A 23,607-nucleotide genomic window follows, 5' to 3' on the forward strand; every position below is an offset into this window, starting at 1 on the left:
CAGGTAGGCGAAGACCTGAAGACTTTATCTGCTGGCCTTAAGGCAGCTTTCAGACACCGAGGATAGATTGGCCGTATGCACCATCTTCTTCTCGCCATAGCCCTTGAGCCATAGCCCTTCAATCTCAGTCCCAAGCTTCAGAGCCCTGTAGATCAAGACCCTTTACGACCGACCTCTTATCGACATGACAAAGAGAACAGACGATGAAAACGCTCACCCTTGCTCTTGCCCTCACCGCCATCACGCTGCCAGCCCTCGCCCAGGCACGCGAAGTGACCTTCACCGCTGAACTGAAAAGCTACCGCGGAGATGGCGCCTATGCGGCCTTCTACCTCACCGATGCCAAGGGCCAGTACCAGGAGACCCTCTGGGTTGCCGGTCAAAAATCGAAATATTTCAAACATCTGCGTGACTGGGCTCGGGGCAGCGGCATGAGCAGCAGTGAATACGACGGCCTAACCGGGGCCAGCATCAGTAGCGGGCACACCTTGCAATTCACGGCCGACATCGCCGATGAGCTGATCGACGCGGGGTATGAGGTACGGGTAGATACCGCCGTCGAGGACATGCGCGAGAATCGCGCCGACGTTGTCATGCCGCTGACCACCGAGGGCGCAGGCAAACCGGTGGCTGGCCGCGGTTACGTGCAGTCGTTGGGCTACACCTTCTGACCGAACAAGAGACACCGCCATCATGTTACGCCAGCTTCATTCGTTACCGGGCCTGATCGCCGCGCTGTTCGTGATCGCTCTTTCGATAACCGGTGCGATTCTGTCGCTCAACCCGGTCCTCGATCGGGTGGGCGCCGTGGTGCCCGCCGCGGGGCAGATGAGCGTCGCCGAGCTGGCAGGCAAGGTTGCAACGCATTACCCCGGCGCCGAACAGCTCGAGCGCACGCCCTCGGGCACCCTCATCGTTTATTACAGCCGAGATGGCCAGATGGGGGCCGATCGCGTGGACCCACGCACGGGAGAGGCCATTGCGGCCTATGAGCCGTCGTCTTTCACACGCTGGGTCAAGAACCTGCATCGCTCCCTGTTGCTCGACACGCCCGGTCGCGCAGTGGCGGGCATCACCGCGCTGGCGATGGTCGTGCTAGCGATCTCCGGCGCCATGCTATTGGCCACTCGTCTGGGCGGATGGCGCCAATTGCTCCGCCCGGTGCGCGGCACCCTGAGCCAGCGACTGCATATAGAACTCGGCCGGGCGGCGGTTATCGGCCTGTTTCTGTCGGGCCTGACCGGTTCCTACCTGTCTGCAACCACCTTTAGCCTGGCCCCCGCGGGCACGGCGGCCGAGCCCGACATACCGATGGAGGTCAACGGCGGTCCCCCTGCGCCTATCGATACCTTAGCGGCCCTGAAGGCCACGGACCTCAGCGACCTGCGAGAGCTTGTCTACCCATACCGAGACGATCCGACAGGCATGTACTCCCTGGGAACCCGACAAGGCGCAGGCTATATCGACCAGGCAAGCGGTGAGTGGCTCTCTTACCAGGCCCATGACTCGACTCACAAACTCTATGAATTCATCTATATGCTTCACACCGGTGAAGGGCTTTGGTGGCTGGGCATGCTCCTCGGCCTTGCCGCCCTGACGGTCCCGGTGATGGCCATTACGGGACCGATCATCTGGTGGAAGCGCCAGCAGTCAAAACCCAAACTCGTCGCCAACAGCGGACCAAACGCCGCGGATAGCGTGATTCTTGTCGGTAGCGAAGGCAACACGACCTGGGGATTCGCCAGGAACCTGCACGACAACCTTGTGCAAGCTGGCCACCGCGTGCATACCGCTCCCATGAACCAAATGGCCAGCCACTATCGCGACGCGAAACAGCTGTTCATCCTCACCGCGACCTACGGAGATGGCGATGCGCCGGCATCCGCCACCCGGTTCCTGGCAAGGCTTCAGAAGTTATCCAAGACGCCTGAACTGCCGGTGGCCGTACTGGGCTTCGGTGATAGGCAGTTCCCTCACTTCTGCGGGTTCGCCAAAGAGGTCGACGCGACGTTCGCCGCCAAGGGCTGGCCACTGCTGCTGCCGTTCGACACCATCAACCGGCAGTCGCCCCAGGCGTTCACCCGCTGGGGCCATGCAGTAGGCAAGGCGATCAACACCGAGCTGACGTTGGCCCACACCCCCAAACATCCCCGCGCCACCATACTGGAGCTCGCCGAACGGGCGGATTATGGCGCCGAAGTCCAGGCTCGGACCGCCGTGCTGCGCTTCAGGGCGCCCGAAAGTAGCAACCAGGAAGGCCTACTGAAGGGCTTATTCGGTCGAAACGGCCTGCCTTCTTTCGAGGCCGGCGACCTGGTCGGCATCCTGCCCCCGGACAGTCACGTGCCGCGCTTCTATTCACTGGCCTCCACCTCGAAAGACAGCTCGCTTGAGATCTGCGTGCGTCAACATCCCGGAGGCATATGTTCGAACTTCCTCCTGGCGCTGCCGGTAGGGGGCAGCATCAACGCCTTTATCCACCCCAATCCGAATTTCCGCCCCGCCGCCGGCAAAGCGCCTATCGTGCTGATCGGTGCGGGGACCGGCATCGGACCACTGGTCGGTTTCATTCGCCACAACAGGGCGCACCACCCCATGCACCTGTATTGGGGTGGACGTTGCCCAACGTCCGACTTCCTCTATGAATCGGAATTAAAAGTCTTCCTGAAGGACAAGCGCCTGACAGAGTTGAACGCCGTCTTCTCCCGCGTCAGCGATGGCTCCTATGTGCAGGACAAGATCTCAGTTGATGGTGCAGAACTGCGCAAATTGATCCAGAGGGGCGCACAGTTTCTGGTCTGCGGCGGCCGGGAGATGGCGGCCAGCGTGATGGCGGCGCTGAACGAGGTCATCGCACCGCTTGGAATGGATGTCGCAACGCTCAAGGCCCAGGGGCGCTACCGTGAGGACGTCTACTGATTCATCGCCCTGTCACTCTTGTACCCCGGGTGCTCACCTCTCCCCCCTGACAACGCAGCGCTTAGACGAGAACTTGGGAGCGGCCGACACTGTCCATTCATGAGGAAAGCTGCAAGAAAGCATCTGCAACGGCGAGAAAATCGCTGATCGACACTACTCATCCATAACCGCCAGAGGATACATAGCATGCAAGGTATTCAGGATAAGGTCGTCGTCATCACTGGCGCGAGCAGCGGTCTGGGAGAGGCCACGGCACGCCGGTTGGCTCAGGGAGGCGCCAAGCTGGTGCTGGGTGCGCGCCGCATGGAGCGGCTGCAGGCCATCGCCGACGAGCTCTCGCTGGGCGATGACGCTATCGTGCGCACCGACGTAACCGACCGCGAGCAGGTAGAGGCGCTGGTCAACCGTGCCATCGAGCTGCACGGCCGGGTCGACGTCATGCTCAATAACGCCGGCGTGATGCCCCACTCGCCCCTTGATCGCCTCAAGGTAGATGAGTGGGAACGGATGATCGACGTGAACATGAAAGGCGTACTCTACGGCGTTGCCGCAGTGCTACCGCATATGCAGACTCAGAAGAGCGGGCAGATCATCAACGTCTCCTCGGTAGCCGGGCATAAGGTAAGACCGGGCAGCACTGTGTACTCAGCGACCAAGCATGCCGTTCGCATCATCTCGGAGGGGCTTCGCCAGGAGGTCAAGCCTTACAACATCCGCTCGACCATTCTCTCCCCCGGCGCCGTCGCGACCGAGCTTCCCGACAGCATCTCGGAGCAGGATGTGTCCGATACGGTCCACGACTTCTACAAGCAGCACGCAATTCCTGCCGACTCCTTCGCACGCGCGGTAGAGTTCGCCATGAGCCAGCCTGAAGACGTGGACATCAACGAGATTCTCTTCCGGCCTACCAGCCAGGATCTTTAATCTTCCGACATTGGAACCTGAAACCCGGCACAGGGCGCGGGCGCCACATTCTGGCCTCGCGCCCTTTTTCATTGACGGAAAAAGCGCTGGCAACTTTCACCCTATAGCTGTTTCCGCCAACGGTCCTCGACGGTCTCTAGCTCAGCCGGTCCGTAACGAGCAGCAGGTTGGTCACTATGATAGGCCCAGAGCTGGTCACCGCAATCGTAATGCCACCATTCGCTTGGGAGGTTGGTGAAGCCTTGGGCTGCCATCGCGTTATACAACAAGCGTCGATTGTCTCTGGCGACACGCTGTCGCTCGGTCGGGGCCTCGACCTCTTCCAGCGACACGGTATGTGATTCGCTCACCGCCTCATCAAACAACGTCCCCATGTCGAGCGTGATCCCATCAGCATCACATAGCGTGACATCCACCGCCCCACCGGTCAGGTGAGGGCTGGGGGCTTGCTGGCTGCGGCTAGGTACCGACACAAACTCGCGAGTACGTACCGTCAGTTCTGCCTCGCTCAAATCGCTGTGATGTGCTCGCAATGACTCGTAGAGAGTATCGAATAAGTATTGCTGCACCCGCCAGGGACGCCAGCCATCCAGTACCACCAGCCCTATGCCGTCGGGAAGTGAACGTGCCACCTGGAGAAGACGGCGATAGGTGGTCTCCCTGACGTAGCACTCATCGACAGCGCCGGGCACCCCTTGCTTGGCATATACCGGAAACACCTTGATGGGCAGAGGTGCCAGACCGAGAGGCACCAATGGCTCATCACTCTCATTGATCGGAATCTGGCTCACTTTGGACCAGTCAGGCTCGCCCATGTGGGGAATAGGTGTCGCAAAGGACTTATTTGCCCTTTCTTTCAATGTTGGCATCGTTCTTTACCCCAAGACCGTCGGCAACCAGAGCGTCAGCGACGGGAACACAATTAAAATCAGAAGAACCCCAATAGCCATGAGCACAAACGGCCAGATCGTCCGAAACAGCGACACGATTTCAAGCCGGCTCACGGCGGCGGCAACGTACACACACGCCCCCATCGGCGGAGTAATCAACGCGATGGTGATGTTGAGCGTGATGATGATGCCTAGGTGCACCGGGTCGATACCTGCCATCATGGCGACCGGGGAGAAGATCGGCGTCAAAAGCATCAAGGCCGACACCTCTTCCATGAACATACCGGTCACGAAGGTGATGCCACTGAGCATCAGCAGAATAACGATGGGGTCTGCGATGTAGGGCGTGAGCAACTCGACAAACTGGGTCGGCACCTGAGCGTATGACAGCAGCCAGCTTATCGTCGCCGATGCCGCCATGATCAAAAATATCGCCGAGGTGAGGCGCGTGGTTTCGACAATCGCCTGCCAGAAATCGCGCAGCGTCAGATTCCCCAGCACCATGCCGCAGAGCGCCACATAGAGTGCAGTGAGTGCGCCAGACTCCGTCGGCGTGACAAACCCCATGACGATACCCGCCACGATGATGAAGGGCGCGACCAACGCCGGCAGAGCGCCCAGTGCAGCCACCCCAAGCTCTCGTACTGATGGCAAACCGCCTTGCTTGGGCATCCCGTGTCGCCAGGCATACCAGGCGTTCATCCCCATGAAGGCAACGCCCAGAATCAGTCCGGGTATCACCCCCGCCAGAAACAGGTCACCCACAGACGTGTTGGTGAGGGAGGCGTAGAGAATCATGAAGATACTGGGCGGAATTATTGGCCCGATCAGCGAGCTACCGGCCGTCAAGCCGGCCGCGAACGCAGTCGAATAGCCGTCCTTGCGCATCGCGGGCACAAGCAACGAACCGAGTGCAGAGGTATCGGCGACCGCAGAGCCGTTCACACCGGCGAAAAACACACTCGATACGACATTGACGTGCCCCATCCCCCCGCGGAAATGGCCAACCAGTAGCCGCGCCAGCCCCATCAGCCGATCGGTCAGGCGACTGGCATTCATCAGATTACCCGCAAGGATGAATAACGGAATCGCCATCAGGGAGAACACGTTGATACCGCTAAAGAATTGCTGCGGCATCATGCGAGGTACCATGCTGAAATCAACGAATAGGAAGCCGACCAAAGCGGTCGTCAGCAAGGCAATGAAAAGAGGCAGCCCAAGCAAAACATGGGCCAGGAAGACCCCCAACATGGTGAGTGTCATTCGACTTCCTCCGCGAGTGTCTTGAGCGGTGCGGGGCCATAGAGCAATGCCTGCCAGGCAAGCAGGGCAAAGCCAACTGGAACAGACAGCATCGGAATGGTGCGGCTGATCCCCAGCCCAGAGCTGGTAAACATCGACACTGACATCGCGTAGTGGTAGCTCACCACTGCACCACCAATGGCCAAACTGAGTGTCAGCAGCCATTGGTATACGTTCAGAAGCCGGCATAGCCCTGATGGAAGAAGGCGCTCTATAAGCGCCACACGCATGTGCCCGCCTTCGACCCAGACAGCACCCGCTGCCAGCAACACACTGGCGATAATGAGATACCGTGCAAGCTCATCAGTCCATATCGGTGCGCCGCCCGCGATGTAGCGCATGAAGACGCCGTAGAGAATGGCCAGCAAGTCGATGAGCAACAAGCTACTGGCAAGCCACAGAGTGGCCTTCTGGCTCACCAGAAGGCTCCGAGAGCGTAGAGATAACATAGAAGTAAGAGTCCCAACTGCAACGGGCAGAGAATTCCTCTCTCTGCCCGCGAGTGCTATGCCAAACTGCACCGCCCAAGGAGCGGCGCAACACTGCTTACTTGCCGAGAGTGGTCATGCCGGCATCTTCAAGCGCCATATCGATCCACTTCTGTTCGATACCCTGCTCGGAGAGCCACTCTAGGTACGCTGGCTGACCCTGTTCTCGGAAGGCATTGAGTTCTTCCTCTGTCGGGCGGATCACCTCCATTCCCTGCTCTTCGAGATAAGCGATACGACCATCGACTTTAGCTTCATTTTGCTCACGCGCCATGGTGTTGGCTTCGGCCACGGCCTCCATGAAGTTCGCTCGCATTTCCTCATCCCAACCGTCGATCATGGCGCCATTGCCTACCAAAAACTGGTCGGAATATTGGATGTTCGCCAGGGTCAAGTAATCCTGCACTTCGTACAGGCTGCCGAGGATGATATACATCGGCGGATTCATCTGACCGTCTGCGACACCGGTTTTGAGGGCCATGTAGACTTCGGTCCAGGGGATCGGGGTACCGGACGCCCCAAAGGCTTCATACAGCGCGACCTGGCTTGGGTCCATCGCACGGAAACGCAGGCCATCGAAGTCAGCGGGCGAAGAGATAGGCTTCTCATCGTTGGTGAATGCCAGGAAACCGCCCTCTTCGACCACGGCCAATAACTCTGCACCAGTGCGCTCGCGCAGCGCCGCCTCAACATTGTTCCAATACTGGCCTTCGTCAAAGAAGGTACGCGCTGAGGCAAAGTCATCGAACAAGAAGGGAATGGCGCTGACGAAAATCTCCGGCACTACCGGCGACATGCCCGCAAAAGAGGCGATGTTGAGGCTAGGCGAGTTCATCACCTGCTCCATGCGCTCCTGCTCTTCACCCAGCATGCTATTGGGGTACAGCTTTAGCTCGATTTCGCCGTCGGTTTTCTCGGCGACCAGCTGTTTGAGATTGGTGGCGAAAGCATGGACGGCATTCTTATCAGCGTCAGGAGCACCGTTATAGCTCAGATTTACCGTGGTTGCGGCTTGGGCACTCGTGGCTAGGGATGCCATGACGCAGGCTGAGGCAAGAGTGGTAAGCGCAAATTTCCGAGACAGGTCCATGTCGGACTCCTCTGTGAAGGATCTTGTATAGTTATGTCATCGGCTCACCCATGTGGCCTTGCATGTCAGGCTATGAGCACCTCTGTTGCCTTTGCAATACACTAGGTGTTGCGATTACGACAACAGCCGCGGTGCATCGCTGTTAAAAAAGCGCATACCTCGCTGCAAATGCTGAAGACATGCTTCCGCCGATACCGTTAGCTCGCGGCCCTGGCGGCTGACAATCTGAGCCGTAGCACCATTAAGAGCCGGGTGCGCCATTTCCAGAATGCCGATCTCTGCATTATCGAGTGCGTCAATGACGGTAAGCTGCGGCATGAAGGTGACACCGATCCCTGACACCACAAAATTCCTGAGTACCGCCACCGAATTGGTGTGAAGCCGCGCCTGTAAGGGAATGCGCTCTTGATGAGCAACCGCATTGACAAGATGACGCATACCAAACGGGTTGTTCATCAGCCCCAGCGGATATCTTTCAATGTCTTGCAGTAATACTTGCCGTTTCAATGCCATCAGCGGATGGCCAGCGGGAACGATCAGGTCAAGGGGATGCCTGGTTTCAACGTGGCATATCAGTTGTGCGTCAACGGGCGGGGCGTAAAGCAAGGCAAAATCCACATGCCCCTGGATGACCAGGTCTATGGCCTCATCCATTCCCGCCATGGTGACGTCGAGTTCAATACCTGGATAAGCCGTCATGAAGGACTCCAACGGCTCGGAAACCAGGTCAGCGATGAAGCCTTCTCCCACCGCGATGCTGACCTGCCCACTGACTAAACCCTGTAGCTCCTGAAGTTTCGATAGCACTACCTTCTCGGCAGACACTTGGCCTTGAAAATGATCAACCAGAAACTGACCTGATTCTGTCACCTGGACACCAGATGAGTGGCGATGAAGCAAGGCCACGTCCAGAGATTCTTCAAGTGCTTTTACCTGACGACTGACCACAGACACATCTATATTCAGATGATCTGCTGCTCGTCGAAATGACCCTCTACGCACTACTTCACATAGATACGCCAATGCGCGCTGATTCAACATGAGATAAAACGTTACCTACGATTTGAGTTGGAAAGCCAGAGTTACTAATGCAACCCATTCCGCGGCTACCTAATTCGAGCTCGGCATACCATGATTAGGTCTTTGGCTTTTTCTACTCGAGATTGCAGTCTGTGCGGCTCATCTGTCCGGTATACCCCATAATCATCAGCGGACCAAACGCGGGGGATGGCTCGTGGCATTATCCTTGAATGAGCCGAACTGCCGTTCACATCTGGATGACACCTTGCCATCAACACCGAAGCGGCCGTGGCGCTCGCCTACCTGAACTAGTGTCAGCCGGGTACCGACGCCCCGCGGAAAGAAAGAGGCCGGCACCTAATGGATGCCAGCCCCTAGTCAGGATCGTTTAGCTGTCACCGGACGTTTGCCCCATCAGGCCATTCTAAGACCGAGGATCTCTCGGGCCTGCTGCCAGGTGGCCACAGGACGCTCATATTGCTCGCAAAGTGCCACAGTACGCTCGACCAGCGCTGCATTGGAGGGTGCCAGGGAGTCACGATCAAGACGCATGTTGTCCTCGAGACCCGTGCGAGTGTGCCCGCCCGCAGCGATCGACCACTCGTTGAGCAGCAGCTGGTTGGCGCCGATGCCGGCACCACACCAGTGAGCGTCCGGAGCGAGCCGGTGCAACGTTTCCACATAGAAATCAAAGGTCGGCTTGTCCACTGGCATGGCGTTCTTGACCCCCATCACAAACTGGACATAGAGCGGGGCCTTGAGCTTGCCCTGCTTGGAGAGGCTCACCGCCTGATGGATATGCGACAGGTCGAATGCCTCGATCTCGGGTTTGATGTCGTACTTCAGCATCTCGCCGGCAAGCCACTCCACCAACTGCGGGGAATTCTCGTAGACCCGGGTGGGGAAATTATTGGAACCCACTGCGAGGCTTGCCATGTCAGGCTTCAGTGGCAGCATGGCGCCACGCTCCTCGCCAGCCCCAGAGCGCCCGCCGGTGGAGAGCTGGATGATCATCCCCGGGCAGTGCTTCTTGAGGCCTTCCATCAATCTGGCGAACTTCTCGGGGGCTGAGGTCGGCGATTGGTCGTCATTGCGCACATGGCAATGGACGATGCTGGCCCCAGCCTCGAAGGCCGCCTGGGTGCTCTCGATCTGCTCCTCGATGGTGACAGGAACGGCAGGATTGTTTTCCTTGCGCGGCAGGCTGCCGGTGATGGCAACGCAGATGATACAGGGATTGGACATGTGACCTCACTTACCCCGCAACGCATTTAAGGTGCGAGATAATGATGTGATGGTTAGAGAAATATAGCGTCGGCAGAGCACCTACGCCGCCTGGATCACCGCAATCAGCCTCTCGGCAAACTGCGCCGGCACCTCTACGGAAGGCACATGGCCCACTCCCTCGAGGATTTCCAACAGCGCGCCGTCGAGCTCGACGGCCAGGGCCTTGAGGGTCGCCGGCGGGGTCGCCATGTCCTCGCTGCCGCCGAATAGCTGAACCTTCACACCCTTCCCAGATAGCTTGCCGGTGAAGACGTCGCGCCCCAGCATCTCGCAAAGCTTGGCGTAGGAATCGTCGTCGCCGCGGCCCATCTGGGTGCACCAGCCGTCCTTGAGTGCCGGCTCGGACTCGAAGCAGGCCGGGGCGAACCAACGCGGTACGATTTCCTCGGACATTGCCGCCAAGCCTTCCTGACGCACGCGACTGGCACGGGTATTCCACAGCTCGGCGTTACCAATCACCGCACCAGTATTGGTCAACGTCGCCGAAAGCAAGCGCTGGGCGTGGTGCTCTATCAGGGACTGGCCCACCACACCACCGATGGAAGTCCCGGCGAAGTGGAAGCGATCGGCACCGGCATGCTCAGCCAGTGCCAATGCCTCGCCCGCCAGGTCGCCCGGAGTAATCGGCCCCTCGCCCCAAGCCTGACTGGCACCATGGCCAGGCAAGTCCCAGGTCAGCACCCGGTAGCGTGGCAGCAACACCGGTAGGATGTCGTCCCACACCGCCTGGCTCATGCCCAGAGGATGGGCCAACATCACTAGGGGATTGGCCTCAGAACCTAACAGCCGATAAGCCACGCTGCGGCCGTGGATGTTTAGAAATGCCATATCAATCTCTCCGTTCGTTGCCACGGGACTAACCGACAAATCCTGATGTCGGCTTCCGTATCGCCCTTCGGGCTCTCTTAGGCCCGCTCGACCAGCGTAGCGATACCCTGCCCCACGCCCACGCACATAGTGCACAGGGCATAGCGCTTGCCGGTCTTCTGCAGCTCATGGGCGGCGGTCAGCAGCAGGCGCGCACCGGACATGCCCAGCGGATGGCCAAGCGCAATGGCGCCGCCGTTGGGGTTGACCCGCGGGTCGTCGTCCTTGAGCCCCAGGTCGCGCATGCAGGCGAGCGCCTGGGCGGCGAACGCCTCGTTCAACTCGATCACGTCGATCTCGTCGAGCGACACGCCGGTACGCTCGAGCAGCTTTTTCACCGCGGGCACCGGGCCATAGCCCATGATCCGCGGCTCGACGCCGGCGGTGGCCATGCCAAGGATCTTCGCCATCGGCGTGAGGCCGTGCTGCTCCACCGCAGCGGCGCTTGCCACCAGCATGGCGGCGGCGCCGTCATTGACGCCGGAGGCATTGCCGGCGGTCACGCTGCCGCCGTCGCGAAACGGTGTGGACAGGCTCGCCAGCTTCTCGAGGCTGGTTTCGCGCAGGTGCTCGTCCTGGTCGAAGATCAGCGGCGTCTGCCTGCGGCGCGGGATCTCGATGGCGGTGATCTCCTCGGCAAAGCGCCCCGCCTGCTGGGCAGCGGCGGCCTTCTGCTGGGAGCGCAGGGCGAAGGCGTCCTGGTCCGCGCGTGCAATGGCGAACTGCTCGGCCACGTTCTCGGCGGTCTCGGGCATCGAGTCAACGCCATAGGCCTGCTTCATCAGCGGGTTGATGAAGCGCCAACCGATGGTGGTGTCCTCGATCTGCTGGCCGCGTGAGAAGGCGCCGTCGGCCTTGCCCATTACGTAGGGCGCCCGGGACATCGACTCCACGCCGCCGGCCAGCGCCAGCTCCATCTCGCCGGCCTTGATGGCACGGAAGGCGGTGCCCACCGCATCCATGCCGGAGCCGCACAGGCGATTCAGGGTGGTGCCGGGCACGGAAGTTGGCAGGCCAGCCAGCAACAGCGACATACGCGCCACGCTGCGATTGTCCTCGCCGGCCTGGTTGGCGCAGCCCATGAAGACATCATCGATGGCCGCTGGATCGAGACCGGGGGCCTCGGCCAGTACCGCCTTGAAGATGCTGGCGGCGAGATCGTCGGGGCGTACGCTTGCCAGCGTGCCGCCGAAGCGACCCACGGCGCTGCGCCGCGGATGACAAAGGAATACGTCGCTCATGGAGGGGCTCCTGTTAGTCGCCGGCATGCTGGCGTTCGGTTCTGTCCTTCAGCTCGCGCAGGATCTTAAGCTCAAGCTCGGAGGGCTCTGGGGTGCTCTCAAGATCGCCGGTGAAGCGAATCTCCCAGCCGGTGGCCTCAATCACATCCTCGCGGCTCACGCCTGGATGCAGCGACACCACCGTGAGCTCCTTAGTCTCAGGATCGGGTTTCATCACGCAGAGATCGGTAATGACGCGAGTGGGCCCCTTGCCGATGTTCGGCACGCCGTCGCGGCCCTTGCCGTCGCGACCGAAGCCCAGGGTAGTGACGAAGTCCACGTCCTTCACGAAGGCTCGCTTGGAGTGCTTCAGGGTGATGAAGACCTCGCCCGCGTTGGTGGCGATCTCCGGCGCCCCGCCGCCGCCCGGCAGGCGCACCTTGGGTGCCTGGTAGTCGCCGATCAGGGTGGTATTAAGGTTGGCGAAGCGGTCGATCTGCGCGGTACCCAGGAAGCCCACGTCGACCTTGCCGCCCTGCAACCAGTAGCGGAACATCTCCGGCACCGCGACGGTGGTCAGGGCCGACTCGCACAGTTCGCCGTCACCGATCGAGAGCGGCAGCACGTCGGGCTTGGTTTGCAGGGTGCCGGACTCGTAGATCAGCACCACGTCGGGGGCATGGGTCAGCCGGGCCAGGTTGGCTGCCTCGGAGGGCAGGCCGATGCCGACGAAGCAGGTCATGCCGTTTTCGAGTGCCCGGGCGGCGGTGACGCTCATCATCTCGGCCGAGGTGTATTCGATGCTCATGAGGATACCCCTGCTGCGTTGAAGACGTTCTCGTCGAGCCACTTCGTGAAGGTGTCGCGGTCGCGGGCGATGGCGTCCCACTCCTTGTAGAAGCGGTTGTGGCGCGGGTAGTAGCCGTGGGCATAGGAAGGCAGCGCGCCCTTCTCGGCTACGGCAATGGCATCGATGGCCCAGCCCGGGATGATGCAGGTGTTGGGGTGGTAGCCCGATTCAGCGGTCAGGTCCTCGACGATCTCCTCGACGGTGACGATGCTCTTCTTCGCTGCCAGCACGGCCTCCTTCTGCACACCGACGATGCCCTCCACCAGCACGTTGCCCTTCCGGTCGGCCTTCTGAGCGTGGACGATGGAGACATCCGGACGCACCGCCGGCACCGCCGCCAGGCGCTCGCCGGTAAACGGACAGTCGATGAACTTGATCTGATCGTTGACGTTGGGCAGCTCGCTGCCCACATAGCCGCGCAGCACCGCCAGCGGCAGGCCGGCGGCGCCGGCCTCGAAAGCACAAGCCATGGCCGCATGGCTGTGCTCGAGGATCTCTATCCGGTGAGGCCAGCCGTTCTCCACTGCATCACGCAGGCGGTGCAGTGAACCCACGCCGGGATTGCCCCCCCAGGAGAAGATCACCTTCCGCGCGCACCCCGCGCCGATCAACTGATCGTAGATCAGGTCAGGAGTCATCCGTATCAGGATCAGGTCACGTTTCTTCTGACGGATCACCTCGTGACCCGCGGCAAAGGGAATCAGATGGGTAAAGCCTTCCATGGCCACGGTAGCGCCGTCCTCGACGTATTGCGCGACCGCGTCATGCAGGCTGAGAAACTCGGCCATGGGGATGCACCTCTCTGGTGGTGGACTCGAAGACCGTTCCTAAGAAGCAGCCAACTAAAGTTCTCTATACGTACATATGTTTGCTTTGCGAACAAATCTAGCGCCAACGCCGGCAAGCGTCAAACGCAGGGAGACATCGCCCATCCCCCTTATGACGGGATAGCGTGTGATAACCCACTGCCAGCAGAATGTTTTTTACTCTGAACAGATCTGTCGAAACGCGACCAAAGTATAGGCTCGACGGGAAGAACGGCCTGACAAGGAAGGGGCCAAAAATGTTCGCTAGGCGAACATATGTGCTAGATTCGAGCGAAGGTCAGTATCCGCAGACACCACCATCAGGCAGAGGGAAACTGAATGCAGGAAGACATGATAAGTCCGGATGACCGCGACTTCGTCACGGCACTGGCTAGCGGAATGGAGGTGATCCTGGCCTTCGATGACACCACCCCTCGCATGACCCTGAGCGAGGTGGCCAGCAAGACGGGAATGAACCGGGCTCGGGCCCGGCGCTTTCTTTTGACGCTCCATGCATTGGGCTATGTCCGCAAGCAGCAGCGCCACTTCGAGCTAGCCCCCAAGGTACTGAACCTCGGCTATGCGTTTCTTTCCGCCAACAACTATCGCAGCGTGATCCAGCAGATTCTCGAGGACATCACCACCGAGTGCGGCGAATCCTCATCGCTGGGCGTGCTGGACGGCGAAGATGTCACCTATGTGGCCCGCTCCTCGTCAAGGCACCGGCTCATGGCCATCACGCTCTCGGTGGGCACGCGCCTGCCCGCGGCCCATACCTCCATGGGACGGGTGCTACTGGCCCAGTTGCCGGATGCCGATCTTGACGCCTTTCTGATGCAGGTGGCTCTCGAACCGCACACCGACAAGTCGATCACCGATAAGGCCGAACTCAAGCGCCGCATCCTCGACGTGCGCAAGCAGGGTTACGCGATCGCCGACCAGGAACTCGACTCCGGGTTGCGCTCGGTGGCCGTGCCGGCCTTCGATGCCAACGACAGACTGCTGGGCGCAATCAACATCAGTACCAATGCAGCCCGCATCGACTATGACACTCTGATCCGCCAGTACCTGCCACTGCTGCAGGAAAAGGCCCGACAGATAAGCGCCAGCGTCAGTTGACGCTTGCTGCCATCAACGCATCAATCAGTATCTAGCAGGACTTTTGCTCGGTAAGCCATTTAACCCAGGCGACGCCACCACGGCTTGCTTGGTGATAAGGCGGCTTACTGGCCGTCATTGGCCGTTTCTCACTGCAAGTCAGCACCTTTCTGTTCACAAGATCGACCGCACACCTCGTGTCGCCTTCAGAAAAATCCAATCTGGTCAAATTGGCCGTGGGGGCAGCTGTCATTGCCAGGCTGGCCTGCTGACAATACGAGTCAGCAAGGAAACAAAACGTATCGCTCACGCTACAGCTCGCGTTATCAGAACTCCTTGTAGACAAAGGCTCCATGCGCCACGAGAAAAGGGCCACCGGTGATATGGAGAGACCCACAACAAGACTTCCAAGGTGACACCATGGACAAGACTCGACTTGAAGGAAAAAATTGCCTGATCACAGGTGCTGCGCGTGGCATGGGGGCCGCCGTTGCTGAACATTATGCTGAACAGGGCGCCAATGTGTGCGTGGCAGACCTCAACATCGACGGATGCAACGAGGTCGTGGCACGCATCAAGGAGAAGGGTGGCAAAGCCATCGCCGTGAAGCTTAACGTGACCGAGCGTGACCAGATGCAGGCCGCCGTCAAGGCCACCGTCGATGCCTTTGGCAGCCTCAACGTCATGGTCAACAATGCCGGCATCAACAAGCCGCTGATGTTCTTGGACATCACAGAAGAAAACTGGCATCAGATCATGGACGTCAATGCCCTGGGTTGCCTGATCGGCATGCAGGAGGCCGGCAAGCAGATGATCGAGCAGGGCAAGGAGAACGGCCCCTACAAGATCATCAATGTCGGCTCCATTCTCTCCCGTCAAGCGTTCGACGATGTGGTGCCGTATGCTTGCAGCAAGCATGCCGTGCTGGCGATGATCAACGGCGGCGCCAAAGCGCTGGTGGATCACAATATCACCGTGAATGGCTATGGCCCCGGGGTCGTGCGTACTGAACTGTGGGAGCAGCTGGACAAGGATCTGGTCAGCATCGGCAAGTTCGACAAGCAGGGCCAGTCCATGGACGAGCTTGCCGAGAAGATGATTCTGATGAAACGCTACTCCTACCCGGAAGATGTAGTAGGCACCGCTTCCTTCCTGGCTAGCCCGGAGTCGGACTACATGACCGGCCAACTGCTGATGATCGACGGTGGCATGATCATGCAGTGATGCCACCGGCAACCCGGCGGGTGGCTCAGTAATACCCCCTGTCGCGCATCAATCGATCGGCCCTGTCCTGTGCCATGGACAGGGCCTTCTTGATGGAGCGGCGCCCGTCGAGCATTTCGAATAGCTCATGCCCGGCAATGCCGATCAGATCGGTTATTCCTGGCACCGGGGGACGCGGCCAGGCCTGGAGAATGTCCTTTCGTGCCATCCCATCTACCACATCGATGAGCGGTGACAATGATGAAACCTCAGGGTCGCGACTGACACTGAAGCGCGGTGTGACAAGGCTACCGTTCATGATGTAGAGCTTCGACAGGCCGGCAGAAGTCAACGTTTTCAGGGCGCTCCAGGCCGCTTCCACGCGCTCCTCGGACAGGTTGGACGGAATGGCCAGTGCATAGCCGCCGATCGGGGTGATAGGAGCGCCATGGTTACCGACCGGGTGGGGAAGATATCCGGTATTCCCCCAAGCAGGCGACGCCTGATTGAGCTCGAAAAGGGGAGCAAGCAACGTGTAATTGTAGGCCATGCAGGACTCGCCCGACGCATAGGACTTGGCACGCTCGTACCAGGTCATGTTGAGGATGTTCGGTGGCGAATATTTCAGGATATCCAGCATGTATTCACAGGCGCGAAAGGCCTCATCCGACTGGAACATCGGCCGATACTCTTCGCCGGACACGTGCTGGAAGTCATAACCGTCCCGGGTGCTTCGAAGGTTGATGATCGGCTGGCCATATTTCGCCATCAGGAAGGCGAACGTATGGCCCAGCGGCGTACCCCGCGCAGCGTTCCAGGCGATGCCGTAGCGCCCCTTACCGGGATCGTGCAAGCGCCTGGCGACCTTGATCAGTTCTTCGGTGGTGGTCGGGGGATCCAGATGTTCTCGCTCGAAGATATCCTTTCGATAACACAGAAGCTCTGGCGTCGTCTGGACCGGAATACCGTACTGCTTGCCGGCATACTGCGAACTCTGAATGGCCATGGGGTGGAAGTCGGACAGGTCATGGCCATCCCGCCCCAGCAAGGGGTCTAGGGGCAGCAGCATATCCTGAGACGCCAACTCACCGAACCAGGGGAGGTCACAGGCGATGACATCGTACCGGGACTTTCCCAGGCGCGCGTTGGAAAGGATTTCCGACCGTAGACCATCGATCGACTTCGCCTTGTTCTTGATACCCACCCCAAACACCGCCTCCAGTTGCCGCTTGAGGTTGTGCATGGCCATGAACGTCGGATCGGCATGAACCAATACACGCAGCCCCCCTTTCAGCTCGAGGCGCTGAGAGAGAACGGCGGGCGGCGGTATGACGGCGGAGGTCTCGTCGGCCTTTCCCAGCAAGATACGTCTGTCCTGGCCAGAGCCAGCATCCACGCCAAAGGTTGTTCCCAGTAAGGATTTGATCCGAATGGCATAGGCTTCCCATTCGTCGATCAGTGCCGCAGACGGATGGAGTGACACCGTCTTGCCCGACTTCGTCCGGGGACGCGACACGATCAGGCCGCGCTTGAGTATACTCTCGATACCTCGTTTGGCAGTGCCGTAGGACAGACCAGAGGCATCGGCCAGAGAAGTGGGCGTCGTGAGCCGCCCCACCAGGTGGTTGCGCATGATATGGGTCATCATGCGCATCTCCCGGTAGCCATGGTTGATGGAGAGTGACTGCTCGGTTTCCTCCTCGAGCTGTTCGATGAAGTCGATGAACCTCGCAAGCTCCGTATTCGAGAGCTTCGACATGGGTATCTGGGGCAGTGTGTCGTAGGGCCCCTCCGGATGCCCCGCGACCGATTCATCGATCATTCTCACCTCAAGCATATCAATGGACTCTGTATCGAAAGTACCTCTCACCTCCCCTGCCGGCAATCATCATCCTGCACCATCGACGATCAGCCGAATGCCCAGCAGGATAAGCAGCGTGAGAATGATCCGGAAGAATAGCTCCCCACTCAGACGCTTCTGAATGACAAGCCCCAGTCGTACCCCCAGCCAGGCGACGGGGATCATCAGCAGGGCCAGCGTCAGATTCTCGACGTTGAGAAAACCGAGCAAGCTGTATGGCACCAGCTTGACGAGATTGGCAGCGGCCAGAAAGACCACGGCCGTGCCCAGAAACGCTTCCTTGGATAGCCTGGACTGAAGCAGGTAGAAGTTCAGCGGCGGACCACCAGCATGGGCGATGAAGCTGGTGAAACCGGCGATCCCCCCGCAGAGCCCACCTATCCAGGATGGCATCACGCGACCACGGAAGGGCTTGAACAACCCCCACAGGCCGAACAGGATCGAGAAGACTCCCAGCAGCACCTTGAGCAGGTCGTCATCGAAGAGCCCATAGGTCAGATAGCCGATGGCGACGCCCAGCACAGCTGGAGGGAACATCAGCCACAGTAGCGAACCGACACGGTATCGCCACCAGGCACGCAGGCTGAAGACATCCATGACGATCAACAGCGGCAGCATGACGGCCACGGCATAGGCCGGACTCGCCTTCAGCGAGATCAGGGGCACGGCCACCACCCCGACGCCCCCAGCGAACCCCGACTTCGAGATGCCGGTGATCAGCACCGCCACCACCATCAGGGCAATGAATTGCCAGTCATACACCATTTAACGCCTCGTGCTTACCGGAACGGAATGAAAAAAGGGCCGTGCAAACACGGCCCAAATCGGAGGAACTTGCTGTGCTCGGCTGCCACTTAAGGCTTCAAGATGGCAGCCTGTCCGCCCTGTCAGAGGACCTGGCAAACCTCATCGAACTCAAACCGATCCTGGCGCGGGAAGAGCGCAGAGGCATCGCCGTACCCCAGGTTGCAGAGGAAGTTGCTCTTCACCTGGCCATCGGGGAAGAACTCTTCATCCACGGCCGCATTGTTGAATCCGGACATCGGCCCCGCATTCAGCCCCAGCGCGCGAGCGGCCAGGATGAAGTACCCCCCCTGAATGGAGCTGTTGCGAAAGGCCGTGGTGTTGATGAAATCGGTCTTGCCCTCGAACAGCGACTTGGCATCCTTATTGTGGGAAAACATGCGCGGCAGATGCTCGTAGAATTTCGTGTCGTAGCCCAGCAAGGCCACCACTGGCGCCTTCATGGTCTTTTCCTGGTTTCCGGGCATCAGGGCCGGCTTGAGCCTTTCCTTGGCTTCCTGGCTTCTCAGGAACAGTATCCGAAGAGGCTGGCAATTCATCGAGGTCGGGCCGAAGTGCATCACTTCATAGAGCTCGCGAAGCTTATCGTCGCTCACGTCCTTATCCAGCCAGACGTTATGTGTCCGGGCAGCGGTAAACAGGGTCTCGATAGCATTCTGGTCAATGGCGGTCATATGACATACCTCTGGTAGAACAGTGGGTTATTGTGTGTCGCACTCTCAGCTTGCCTTCAAGCCGAAATCATATTTCAGATGGCGGAAGGGAACGTCCATCGAGCGTCCATCCGGTGCCTTGCCTGGCGGAAACAGCTCATACTCCGTAACCAGAGAATCCTTGACGCCGAAAACGGCATCAGAATTGAGGTAGGGGTCGTTCTCGGCGAACACCTGAGTGACCAGGGTCTCGAACCCCCCTGCCATCAGCATGAAGTGCACATGGGCGGGCCGATAGGGATGTCGACCGGTGACCTCCAGCATCTTGCCGACGGGGCCATCCGTAGGGATGGGATAAGGAGAAGGCGTTACCGTCCAGAAGGCATATTGCCCCTGATCGTCGGTGGTAAACCGGGCCCGCAGTGACGCACTCTCGAGCTCTTTCTGGACGTCATAGAAGCCTTCGCTGTCCGACTGCCAAACGTCGATGACAACATTGGCCAGTGGCTCGCCGCGCTCATCATGAACCCGCCCCTCAACGAAAAAGGGCTCGCCTTCGACGTTCCAGTCGATGGATTCGCCTCGGGCGACCTCGGGCGGGTCAGCGACATAGAAAGGCCCCAGCACGGTGCTTTCCGAGACCATCGGGTCCGAGGTCTGGTGGTTGATGGCATCGACCAGCATCGTCACTCCAAGGGTATCGGAGAGCAGAATGAACTCCTGGCGCTTGTCGTCGCACATCTGGCCGGTCCGGGTCAGGAAGTCGATGGCCTGGGTCCACTCCTTCTCCGTGGGCTCCACCTCACGCAGAAAGGCGTGCAGGTGCGTTACCAGGCTATTCAGGATCGTCTTCAATCGCTCATCCTGACAGCCGGAGAACTCCTCGATCACCGCCTCTGTGATGTTATCTGCGTTCAGGTTGCGCATGGCATTACCCTCTCCTTGTGTCAGCGGCGGGCTCGATGGCCGGCAGTCCGGCGAGGCGCTCGGTATGATGCACCGTGGCGATATAGTCGTCTTCGCCATACCCCGTGCCGATCAAGGAGGTATAAGCCTCGCGCATCTGGGCAGCGAGAGGCACCGGCACGCCGGCGCTATGAGCACAGCCGAGAATCAGGTCGAGATCCTTGGCCATCTGGGCGGCCGAAAAGGTAGAGGTGAAGTCTCGCTGACTCAGAGGCGGCACCTTGTACTGCACCATCGGCGAGCCCACGGCGCTATCGGCGACCAGCTCGAGCATATCGTCCCAGCCGATATTGCCCTTGCGGGCCAGGGTCAAGGACTCACCCAGCATCCCGGCGCTGACCGCGATCATCAGATTGATCGCCAACTTGGCATAGCGACCCTGCTCCTCCTCACCCAGCCAGTACTGGGCCTTGGTGAAGCTCTGCATCACCACAACGGCCTCATCCAGCGCCTCGCGGGGACCGGAGACCATGGCCGACAGGGTGCCGGCTTCGGCCGCCACCGGATTGCCCGACACCGGGCTGCGCAGATAGGCGATACCGCGGGCTTCTGCAGCGCGCGCCACCTTAGCGGAGGCCTCGATACTCACGGTACTGGTCTCGATCAGCGTGGCCCCCGGAGCCATCTTGCCGATCAGATCCCCAGCCTCGAGGCAAAGCCCCAGCAAAGCCCGGTCATCGGGAATCGAGACCAGCACCAGGGAACAGCCGTCGATGGCGCTGGCCAGGTCAGGATGAGGTGTGATGCCGGCCTGCTCGGCCAGCGCCATGCGTTCGGTGCTGAGGTCGAAGCCATGAACCTCATGTCCTGCGGCAGCGATACGGGCCGCCATGGGCAGACCGAGCTTGCCCAGGCCCACCCAGGCCACCTTGTGTGTGGTTGTCATTGGGCTGTCTCCTCGTGTTGTTGCCGTGCCTGCAGTTCGGCGTAGATGCGATGGCCGGACGCCTCAAGTTCACGCAGACCGTCCTCGACATCGGCCACCAACCGGCCGTGTCGCTTGTGAAATTCCCCCGCGACCATGACGCTGTCGACATTGGCGAGACTCGCCTGCATGACGACGCTGGACACCGGGTCGCTAACCGGCTGCATGTTGAGCAGGTTGCTGTCCAGCAGCACGATGTCGGCTTGCTTGCCGGGGGTGAGACTGCCGATGCGGTCATCGAGGCCCAGAGCCCGCGCGCCGTGGAGGGTGATCCACTCCAATGCCTCGCGGGTGCGCACGGTAGAAGTGGCGGGGATGCTGCCCTGTTCCCGGCGCGAGGCGTCGTTGTCCAGCGAGCGCTGCATCCCCAGTGCTGCACGCGCCACGGCGAACATGTCGCCAGAGATCACCGATTCGAGATCCACCCCCAGCGACACGACGCCGCCATGGCGGCGAACATGGCCAGTGATCGGGAAGCCGTGTCCCTGGGTCATCTCGTTCTCAGGGGCAATGGAGAAGGTCACACCCTGCTCGCAGAAGCGGGCCAGTTGGCCATCATCCAGGCTCTGGCCGTGCACGATGTTGATGTCCGGCCCCAGCAGTCCACGCTCCTCGATAACATCCCAGCCACCGGGGCTCACGGCCTCACCGCCGCCCTGATGCATGGAGGCCACCAGCCCGAACTCCTTGGCGAGTTCGAAGTCGTGCAGCGAGACATCCAGGGTCGAATAGTGCGGCCCCAGGATCGCGAGGCCCAGGGTCACCCGCCCCTGCGGATCCCCCAGCGGCCCAGCCAGCAGCCGCTCCACCTCACTGCGGGGATGAGGAATCTCGCTGAAGTGGGGCTGGCCGGGCTTGGGATCCGGCTTGGGCGAGCCGTGAAAGAAGACGGCGCGGATACCCGACTCCTGCAACCCTCTGACGGCGGCATCGGTATGCTCAGGCGTGGGGTTGTTGTGACACCAGTCTCCTAGGGTGGTGGCCCCGCAGTTGAGCTGATTCAGCGCACCCAACCGCGTTGCGACATGGATGTCATCTGGGGTAAACAGTGTCGCCAGGCCACGGTGCACATGGCCGAAATACTCGAGCAGCGTCCAGTTGGCGGCGACGCCGCGCAGGGCCGTCTGCCAGGTATGCATATGGGCATTGACCAGCCCCGGAATCAGGATGCCGCCGCGACAGTCGACGACCTCGGCATCCTCGGCGGACAAATCGTGCCCCACGGCTAAAATGCGGTCGTTTTCCACCAGGACCTGGCCCTGGGTCAGATCGCCGATGGCCGGATCAAGGGTCAGTACGGTGGCATTGGTCAGCAATATCTTCATGCGTCGGTAGCCTCCAGGGTTTCGGGGCGACGACCGGCATAGGCATCATCCAGCAGCCGATGGATGCCATTGGCCTCGATCTCACGGGGATTCCAGTAGGGGTTAGCGGTGGCAATCTGCGTGGCACGTTCGATGTCGCCCCCCTCCAGGCCAATGTCCCGCAGGGCGAGGGGGGCCCCCACGGATCGCGCCAAGTCGTAGAGCCCCGCAGCGGCATCCGTTGTGCCCAGCGCCCGGGCGATGCGCACCATCGCTTCCGGGGCGGCTGCGGCGTTGTAGGCCACGGCATGGGGCAGCACAATGGTGTGGGTCTCGGCATGCGGGAGATTAAAGGAGCCGCCCAGGGTGTGGCAGAGCTTGTGATGCAGTGACATGCCCACCGAGCCGAGACAGGCGCCGCACAGCCAGGCGCCATAGAGGGCATCGGAGCGCGCGGTGGCGTCGTCGGGGGTGCCGGCAATCGTCGGCAGGCTGCGTGCCAAGGCCGCTATGCCCTCCTCCGCCATCATCGAGACGATCGGGTTGCGATCCTTGGCATAGAGGGCTTCCACGGCATGGGCGATGGCATTGATACCGCTGGTGCCCGACATACCCACGGGTAGCCCGAGCGTCAGGTCGACGTCGTAGATGACCGTCTCGGGCAGTACCTTCAAGGTCCGTTGGGTGGTCTTGAGGCCGTCCTTCGTCTCACCGAGGATCGGCGTCATCTCGGAACCGGCATAAGTGGTGGGAATGACGACCTGGGGTAGATCGGTGCGCAGGGCAATCGCCTTGCCAAGCCCGATGGTGGAACCGCCGCCGATGGCCACGACGCCATCGGCGCCAAACGAGGCCAACTCCTGCATTGCTTTCTCGGTGGTCTCCACCGGGGTGTGCATGCGGGCCCCGGCGAAGACGCCTGCCCCTAGCTCACCGAGCTGTTCCAGCACCTGGCGTGCCTGGCCTTCCTGCTGGGGTGTGGAAAGTACCAGCACCCGGTGGCAACCCAGCGCCTGGACCTCTTCCGCCACCTGGGCCAGCGTGCCCTGACCGAAGATGACCCGAGAAGGCAGGCCATTGTAGATAAACGGCATCATGATCTTGTCCTTGTTGATTGGATGAGCCACGGC

The 23,607-nt window shown here is 60.4% G+C and carries 22 protein-coding genes; 5 read left to right on the plus strand and 17 right to left on the minus strand.

Going from position 1 to position 23,607, the window contains the following annotated elements:
• Positions 1-203 precede the first annotated feature (203 nt).
• The 3 genes from BCL93_RS11245 (at position 204) to BCL93_RS11255 (ending at position 3,843) form a co-directional block, all read left to right on the plus strand.
• A complete protein-coding gene (locus BCL93_RS11245; protein WP_112055369.1) occupies positions 204-671 on the plus strand; it encodes a DUF2271 domain-containing protein in 468 nt (155 codons plus the stop codon).
• 22 nt (positions 672-693) lie between these two features.
• Positions 694-2,919, plus strand: coding sequence for a PepSY domain-containing protein (locus BCL93_RS11250; protein ID WP_112055370.1), 2,226 nt, complete (start codon positions 694-696; stop codon positions 2,917-2,919).
• A gap of 186 nt (positions 2,920-3,105) precedes the next feature.
• A complete protein-coding gene (locus tag BCL93_RS11255) occupies positions 3,106-3,843 on the plus strand; it encodes an SDR family oxidoreductase (protein ID WP_112055371.1) in 738 nt (245 codons plus the stop codon).
• Positions 3,844-3,944: 101 nt separating this feature from the next.
• Here BCL93_RS11255 and BCL93_RS11260 read toward each other — a convergent pair whose 3' ends face one another.
• From BCL93_RS11260 to BCL93_RS11305, 10 genes are all read right to left on the minus strand, one after another.
• Positions 3,945-4,712 carry a M15 family metallopeptidase gene (locus BCL93_RS11260; protein WP_181463085.1) on the minus strand — a complete coding sequence of 256 codons (768 nt, stop codon included), beginning with the start codon at positions 4,710-4,712 and terminating at the stop codon, positions 3,945-3,947.
• Positions 4,713-4,718: 6 nt separating this feature from the next.
• A complete protein-coding gene (locus BCL93_RS11265; protein WP_112055372.1) occupies positions 4,719-5,996 on the minus strand; it encodes a TRAP transporter large permease in 1,278 nt (425 codons plus the stop codon).
• Positions 5,993-6,454, minus strand: a complete 462-nt coding sequence (locus BCL93_RS11270; RefSeq protein WP_258396399.1) for a TRAP transporter small permease — start codon at positions 6,452-6,454, stop codon at positions 5,993-5,995. The genes BCL93_RS11265 and BCL93_RS11270 overlap by 4 nt, the downstream gene beginning before the upstream one ends.
• A 127-nt stretch (positions 6,455-6,581) precedes the next feature.
• Positions 6,582-7,613, minus strand: coding sequence for a TRAP transporter substrate-binding protein DctP (gene dctP / locus BCL93_RS11275; protein WP_112055374.1), 1,032 nt, complete (start codon positions 7,611-7,613; stop codon positions 6,582-6,584).
• A gap of 114 nt (positions 7,614-7,727) precedes the next feature.
• Positions 7,728-8,654: a LysR family transcriptional regulator gene (locus BCL93_RS11280; RefSeq protein WP_112055375.1), complete on the minus strand. Its 927-nt coding sequence runs from the start codon at positions 8,652-8,654 to the stop codon at positions 7,728-7,730.
• Between the two features lie 393 nt (positions 8,655-9,047).
• The gene (locus BCL93_RS11285) at positions 9,048-9,878 is read right to left on the minus strand and encodes a 3-keto-5-aminohexanoate cleavage protein (protein ID WP_112055376.1); all 831 of its coding nucleotides are present in this window, start codon (positions 9,876-9,878) and stop codon (positions 9,048-9,050) included.
• An 81-nt stretch (positions 9,879-9,959) separates the two neighbouring features.
• Positions 9,960-10,748, minus strand: a complete 789-nt coding sequence (locus BCL93_RS11290; RefSeq protein WP_112055377.1) for an alpha/beta fold hydrolase — start codon at positions 10,746-10,748, stop codon at positions 9,960-9,962.
• Between the two features lie 77 nt (positions 10,749-10,825).
• On the minus strand, positions 10,826-12,028 hold the full coding sequence (gene pcaF / locus BCL93_RS11295; RefSeq protein WP_112055378.1) for a 3-oxoadipyl-CoA thiolase: 1,203 nt from the start codon (positions 12,026-12,028) through the stop codon (positions 10,826-10,828).
• Between the two features lie 13 nt (positions 12,029-12,041).
• Complete coding sequence (locus BCL93_RS11300; RefSeq protein WP_112055379.1) at positions 12,042-12,815, minus strand: CoA-transferase subunit beta; 774 nt, start codon at positions 12,813-12,815, stop codon at positions 12,042-12,044.
• Positions 12,812-13,645: a CoA transferase subunit A gene (locus BCL93_RS11305; RefSeq protein ID WP_112055380.1), complete on the minus strand. Its 834-nt coding sequence runs from the start codon at positions 13,643-13,645 to the stop codon at positions 12,812-12,814. Before BCL93_RS11305 ends, BCL93_RS11300 begins: the two co-directional genes overlap by 4 nt.
• Before the next feature lie 357 nt (positions 13,646-14,002).
• Between BCL93_RS11305 and BCL93_RS11310 the strand changes: the two genes are divergently transcribed.
• Entirely contained in the window at positions 14,003-14,782 is a 780-nt protein-coding gene (locus BCL93_RS11310; protein WP_112055381.1) for an IclR family transcriptional regulator domain-containing protein, read from the plus strand.
• Positions 14,783-15,181: 399 nt separating this feature from the next.
• Positions 15,182-15,985, plus strand: coding sequence for an SDR family NAD(P)-dependent oxidoreductase (locus tag BCL93_RS11315; protein WP_092523832.1), 804 nt, complete (start codon positions 15,182-15,184; stop codon positions 15,983-15,985).
• Between the two features lie 25 nt (positions 15,986-16,010).
• On the opposite strand, the gene BCL93_RS11320 is transcribed toward BCL93_RS11315, so the two are convergent.
• The 7 genes from BCL93_RS11320 to BCL93_RS11350 all read right to left on the minus strand — a co-directional run bounded on the left by BCL93_RS11320 (position 16,011) and on the right by BCL93_RS11350 (position 23,574).
• Entirely contained in the window at positions 16,011-17,786 is a 1,776-nt protein-coding gene (locus BCL93_RS11320; protein ID WP_258396406.1) for an ABC transporter substrate-binding protein, read from the minus strand.
• 66 nt (positions 17,787-17,852) lie between these two features.
• On the minus strand, positions 17,853-18,590 hold the full coding sequence (locus BCL93_RS11325) for a sulfite exporter TauE/SafE family protein (protein WP_112055383.1): 738 nt from the start codon (positions 18,588-18,590) through the stop codon (positions 17,853-17,855).
• Positions 18,591-18,712: 122 nt separating this feature from the next.
• On the minus strand, positions 18,713-19,303 hold the full coding sequence (locus BCL93_RS11330) for a malonic semialdehyde reductase (RefSeq protein WP_112055384.1): 591 nt from the start codon (positions 19,301-19,303) through the stop codon (positions 18,713-18,715).
• Between the two features lie 45 nt (positions 19,304-19,348).
• Positions 19,349-20,209: an intradiol ring-cleavage dioxygenase gene (locus tag BCL93_RS11335; RefSeq protein ID WP_112055385.1), complete on the minus strand. Its 861-nt coding sequence runs from the start codon at positions 20,207-20,209 to the stop codon at positions 19,349-19,351.
• 4 nt (positions 20,210-20,213) lie between these two features.
• Complete coding sequence (locus BCL93_RS11340) at positions 20,214-21,134, minus strand: NAD(P)-dependent oxidoreductase (protein ID WP_112055386.1); 921 nt, start codon at positions 21,132-21,134, stop codon at positions 20,214-20,216.
• Entirely contained in the window at positions 21,131-22,498 is a 1,368-nt protein-coding gene (locus BCL93_RS11345; RefSeq protein ID WP_112055387.1) for an amidohydrolase family protein, read from the minus strand. The genes BCL93_RS11340 and BCL93_RS11345 overlap by 4 nt, the downstream gene beginning before the upstream one ends.
• Positions 22,495-23,574: a maleylacetate reductase gene (locus BCL93_RS11350; protein WP_112055388.1), complete on the minus strand. Its 1,080-nt coding sequence runs from the start codon at positions 23,572-23,574 to the stop codon at positions 22,495-22,497. Before BCL93_RS11350 ends, BCL93_RS11345 begins: the two co-directional genes overlap by 4 nt.
• Positions 23,575-23,607 lie beyond the last annotated feature (33 nt).

It is taken from the genome of Onishia taeanensis (assembly GCF_003268885.1).
Classification (GTDB): domain Bacteria; phylum Pseudomonadota; class Gammaproteobacteria; order Pseudomonadales; family Halomonadaceae; genus Onishia; species Onishia taeanensis_A.

What these genes read in the sequence shown, in the direction of transcription:
- BCL93_RS11290 (WP_112055377.1), bottom strand. Translation starts at nt 10,748, where the DNA reads ATGGCATTTCTAAACATCCACGGCCGCAGCGTGGCTTATCGGCTGTTA.
- BCL93_RS11255 (WP_112055371.1), top strand. Translation starts at nt 3,106, where the DNA reads ATGCAAGGTATTCAGGATAAGGTCGTCGTCATCACTGGCGCGAGCAGC.
- BCL93_RS11265 (WP_112055372.1), bottom strand. Translation starts at nt 5,996, where the DNA reads ATGACACTCACCATGTTGGGGGTCTTCCTGGCCCATGTTTTGCTTGGG.
- BCL93_RS11340 (WP_112055386.1), bottom strand. Translation starts at nt 21,134, where the DNA reads ATGACAACCACACACAAGGTGGCCTGGGTGGGCCTGGGCAAGCTCGGT.
- BCL93_RS11285 (WP_112055376.1), bottom strand. Translation starts at nt 9,878, where the DNA reads ATGTCCAATCCCTGTATCATCTGCGTTGCCATCACCGGCAGCCTGCCG.
- BCL93_RS11260 (WP_181463085.1), bottom strand. Translation starts at nt 4,712, where the DNA reads ATGCCAACATTGAAAGAAAGGGCAAATAAGTCCTTTGCGACACCTATT.
- BCL93_RS11250 (WP_112055370.1), top strand. Translation starts at nt 694, where the DNA reads ATGTTACGCCAGCTTCATTCGTTACCGGGCCTGATCGCCGCGCTGTTC.
- dctP (WP_112055374.1), bottom strand. Translation starts at nt 7,613, where the DNA reads ATGGACCTGTCTCGGAAATTTGCGCTTACCACTCTTGCCTCAGCCTGC.
- BCL93_RS11280 (WP_112055375.1), bottom strand. Translation starts at nt 8,654, where the DNA reads ATGTTGAATCAGCGCGCATTGGCGTATCTATGTGAAGTAGTGCGTAGA.
- BCL93_RS11345 (WP_112055387.1), bottom strand. Translation starts at nt 22,498, where the DNA reads ATGAAGATATTGCTGACCAATGCCACCGTACTGACCCTTGATCCGGCC.
- BCL93_RS11315 (WP_092523832.1), top strand. Translation starts at nt 15,182, where the DNA reads ATGGACAAGACTCGACTTGAAGGAAAAAATTGCCTGATCACAGGTGCT.
- BCL93_RS11320 (WP_258396406.1), bottom strand. Translation starts at nt 17,786, where the DNA reads ATGATCGATGAATCGGTCGCGGGGCATCCGGAGGGGCCCTACGACACA.
- BCL93_RS11245 (WP_112055369.1), top strand. Translation starts at nt 204, where the DNA reads ATGAAAACGCTCACCCTTGCTCTTGCCCTCACCGCCATCACGCTGCCA.
- BCL93_RS11325 (WP_112055383.1), bottom strand. Translation starts at nt 18,590, where the DNA reads ATGGTGTATGACTGGCAATTCATTGCCCTGATGGTGGTGGCGGTGCTG.
- BCL93_RS11310 (WP_112055381.1), top strand. Translation starts at nt 14,003, where the DNA reads ATGCAGGAAGACATGATAAGTCCGGATGACCGCGACTTCGTCACGGCA.
- pcaF (WP_112055378.1), bottom strand. Translation starts at nt 12,028, where the DNA reads ATGAGCGACGTATTCCTTTGTCATCCGCGGCGCAGCGCCGTGGGTCGC.
- BCL93_RS11335 (WP_112055385.1), bottom strand. Translation starts at nt 20,209, where the DNA reads ATGCGCAACCTGAACGCAGATAACATCACAGAGGCGGTGATCGAGGAG.
- BCL93_RS11330 (WP_112055384.1), bottom strand. Translation starts at nt 19,303, where the DNA reads ATGACCGCCATTGACCAGAATGCTATCGAGACCCTGTTTACCGCTGCC.
- BCL93_RS11350 (WP_112055388.1), bottom strand. Translation starts at nt 23,574, where the DNA reads ATGATGCCGTTTATCTACAATGGCCTGCCTTCTCGGGTCATCTTCGGT.
- BCL93_RS11300 (WP_112055379.1), bottom strand. Translation starts at nt 12,815, where the DNA reads ATGAGCATCGAATACACCTCGGCCGAGATGATGAGCGTCACCGCCGCC.
- BCL93_RS11305 (WP_112055380.1), bottom strand. Translation starts at nt 13,645, where the DNA reads ATGGCCGAGTTTCTCAGCCTGCATGACGCGGTCGCGCAATACGTCGAG.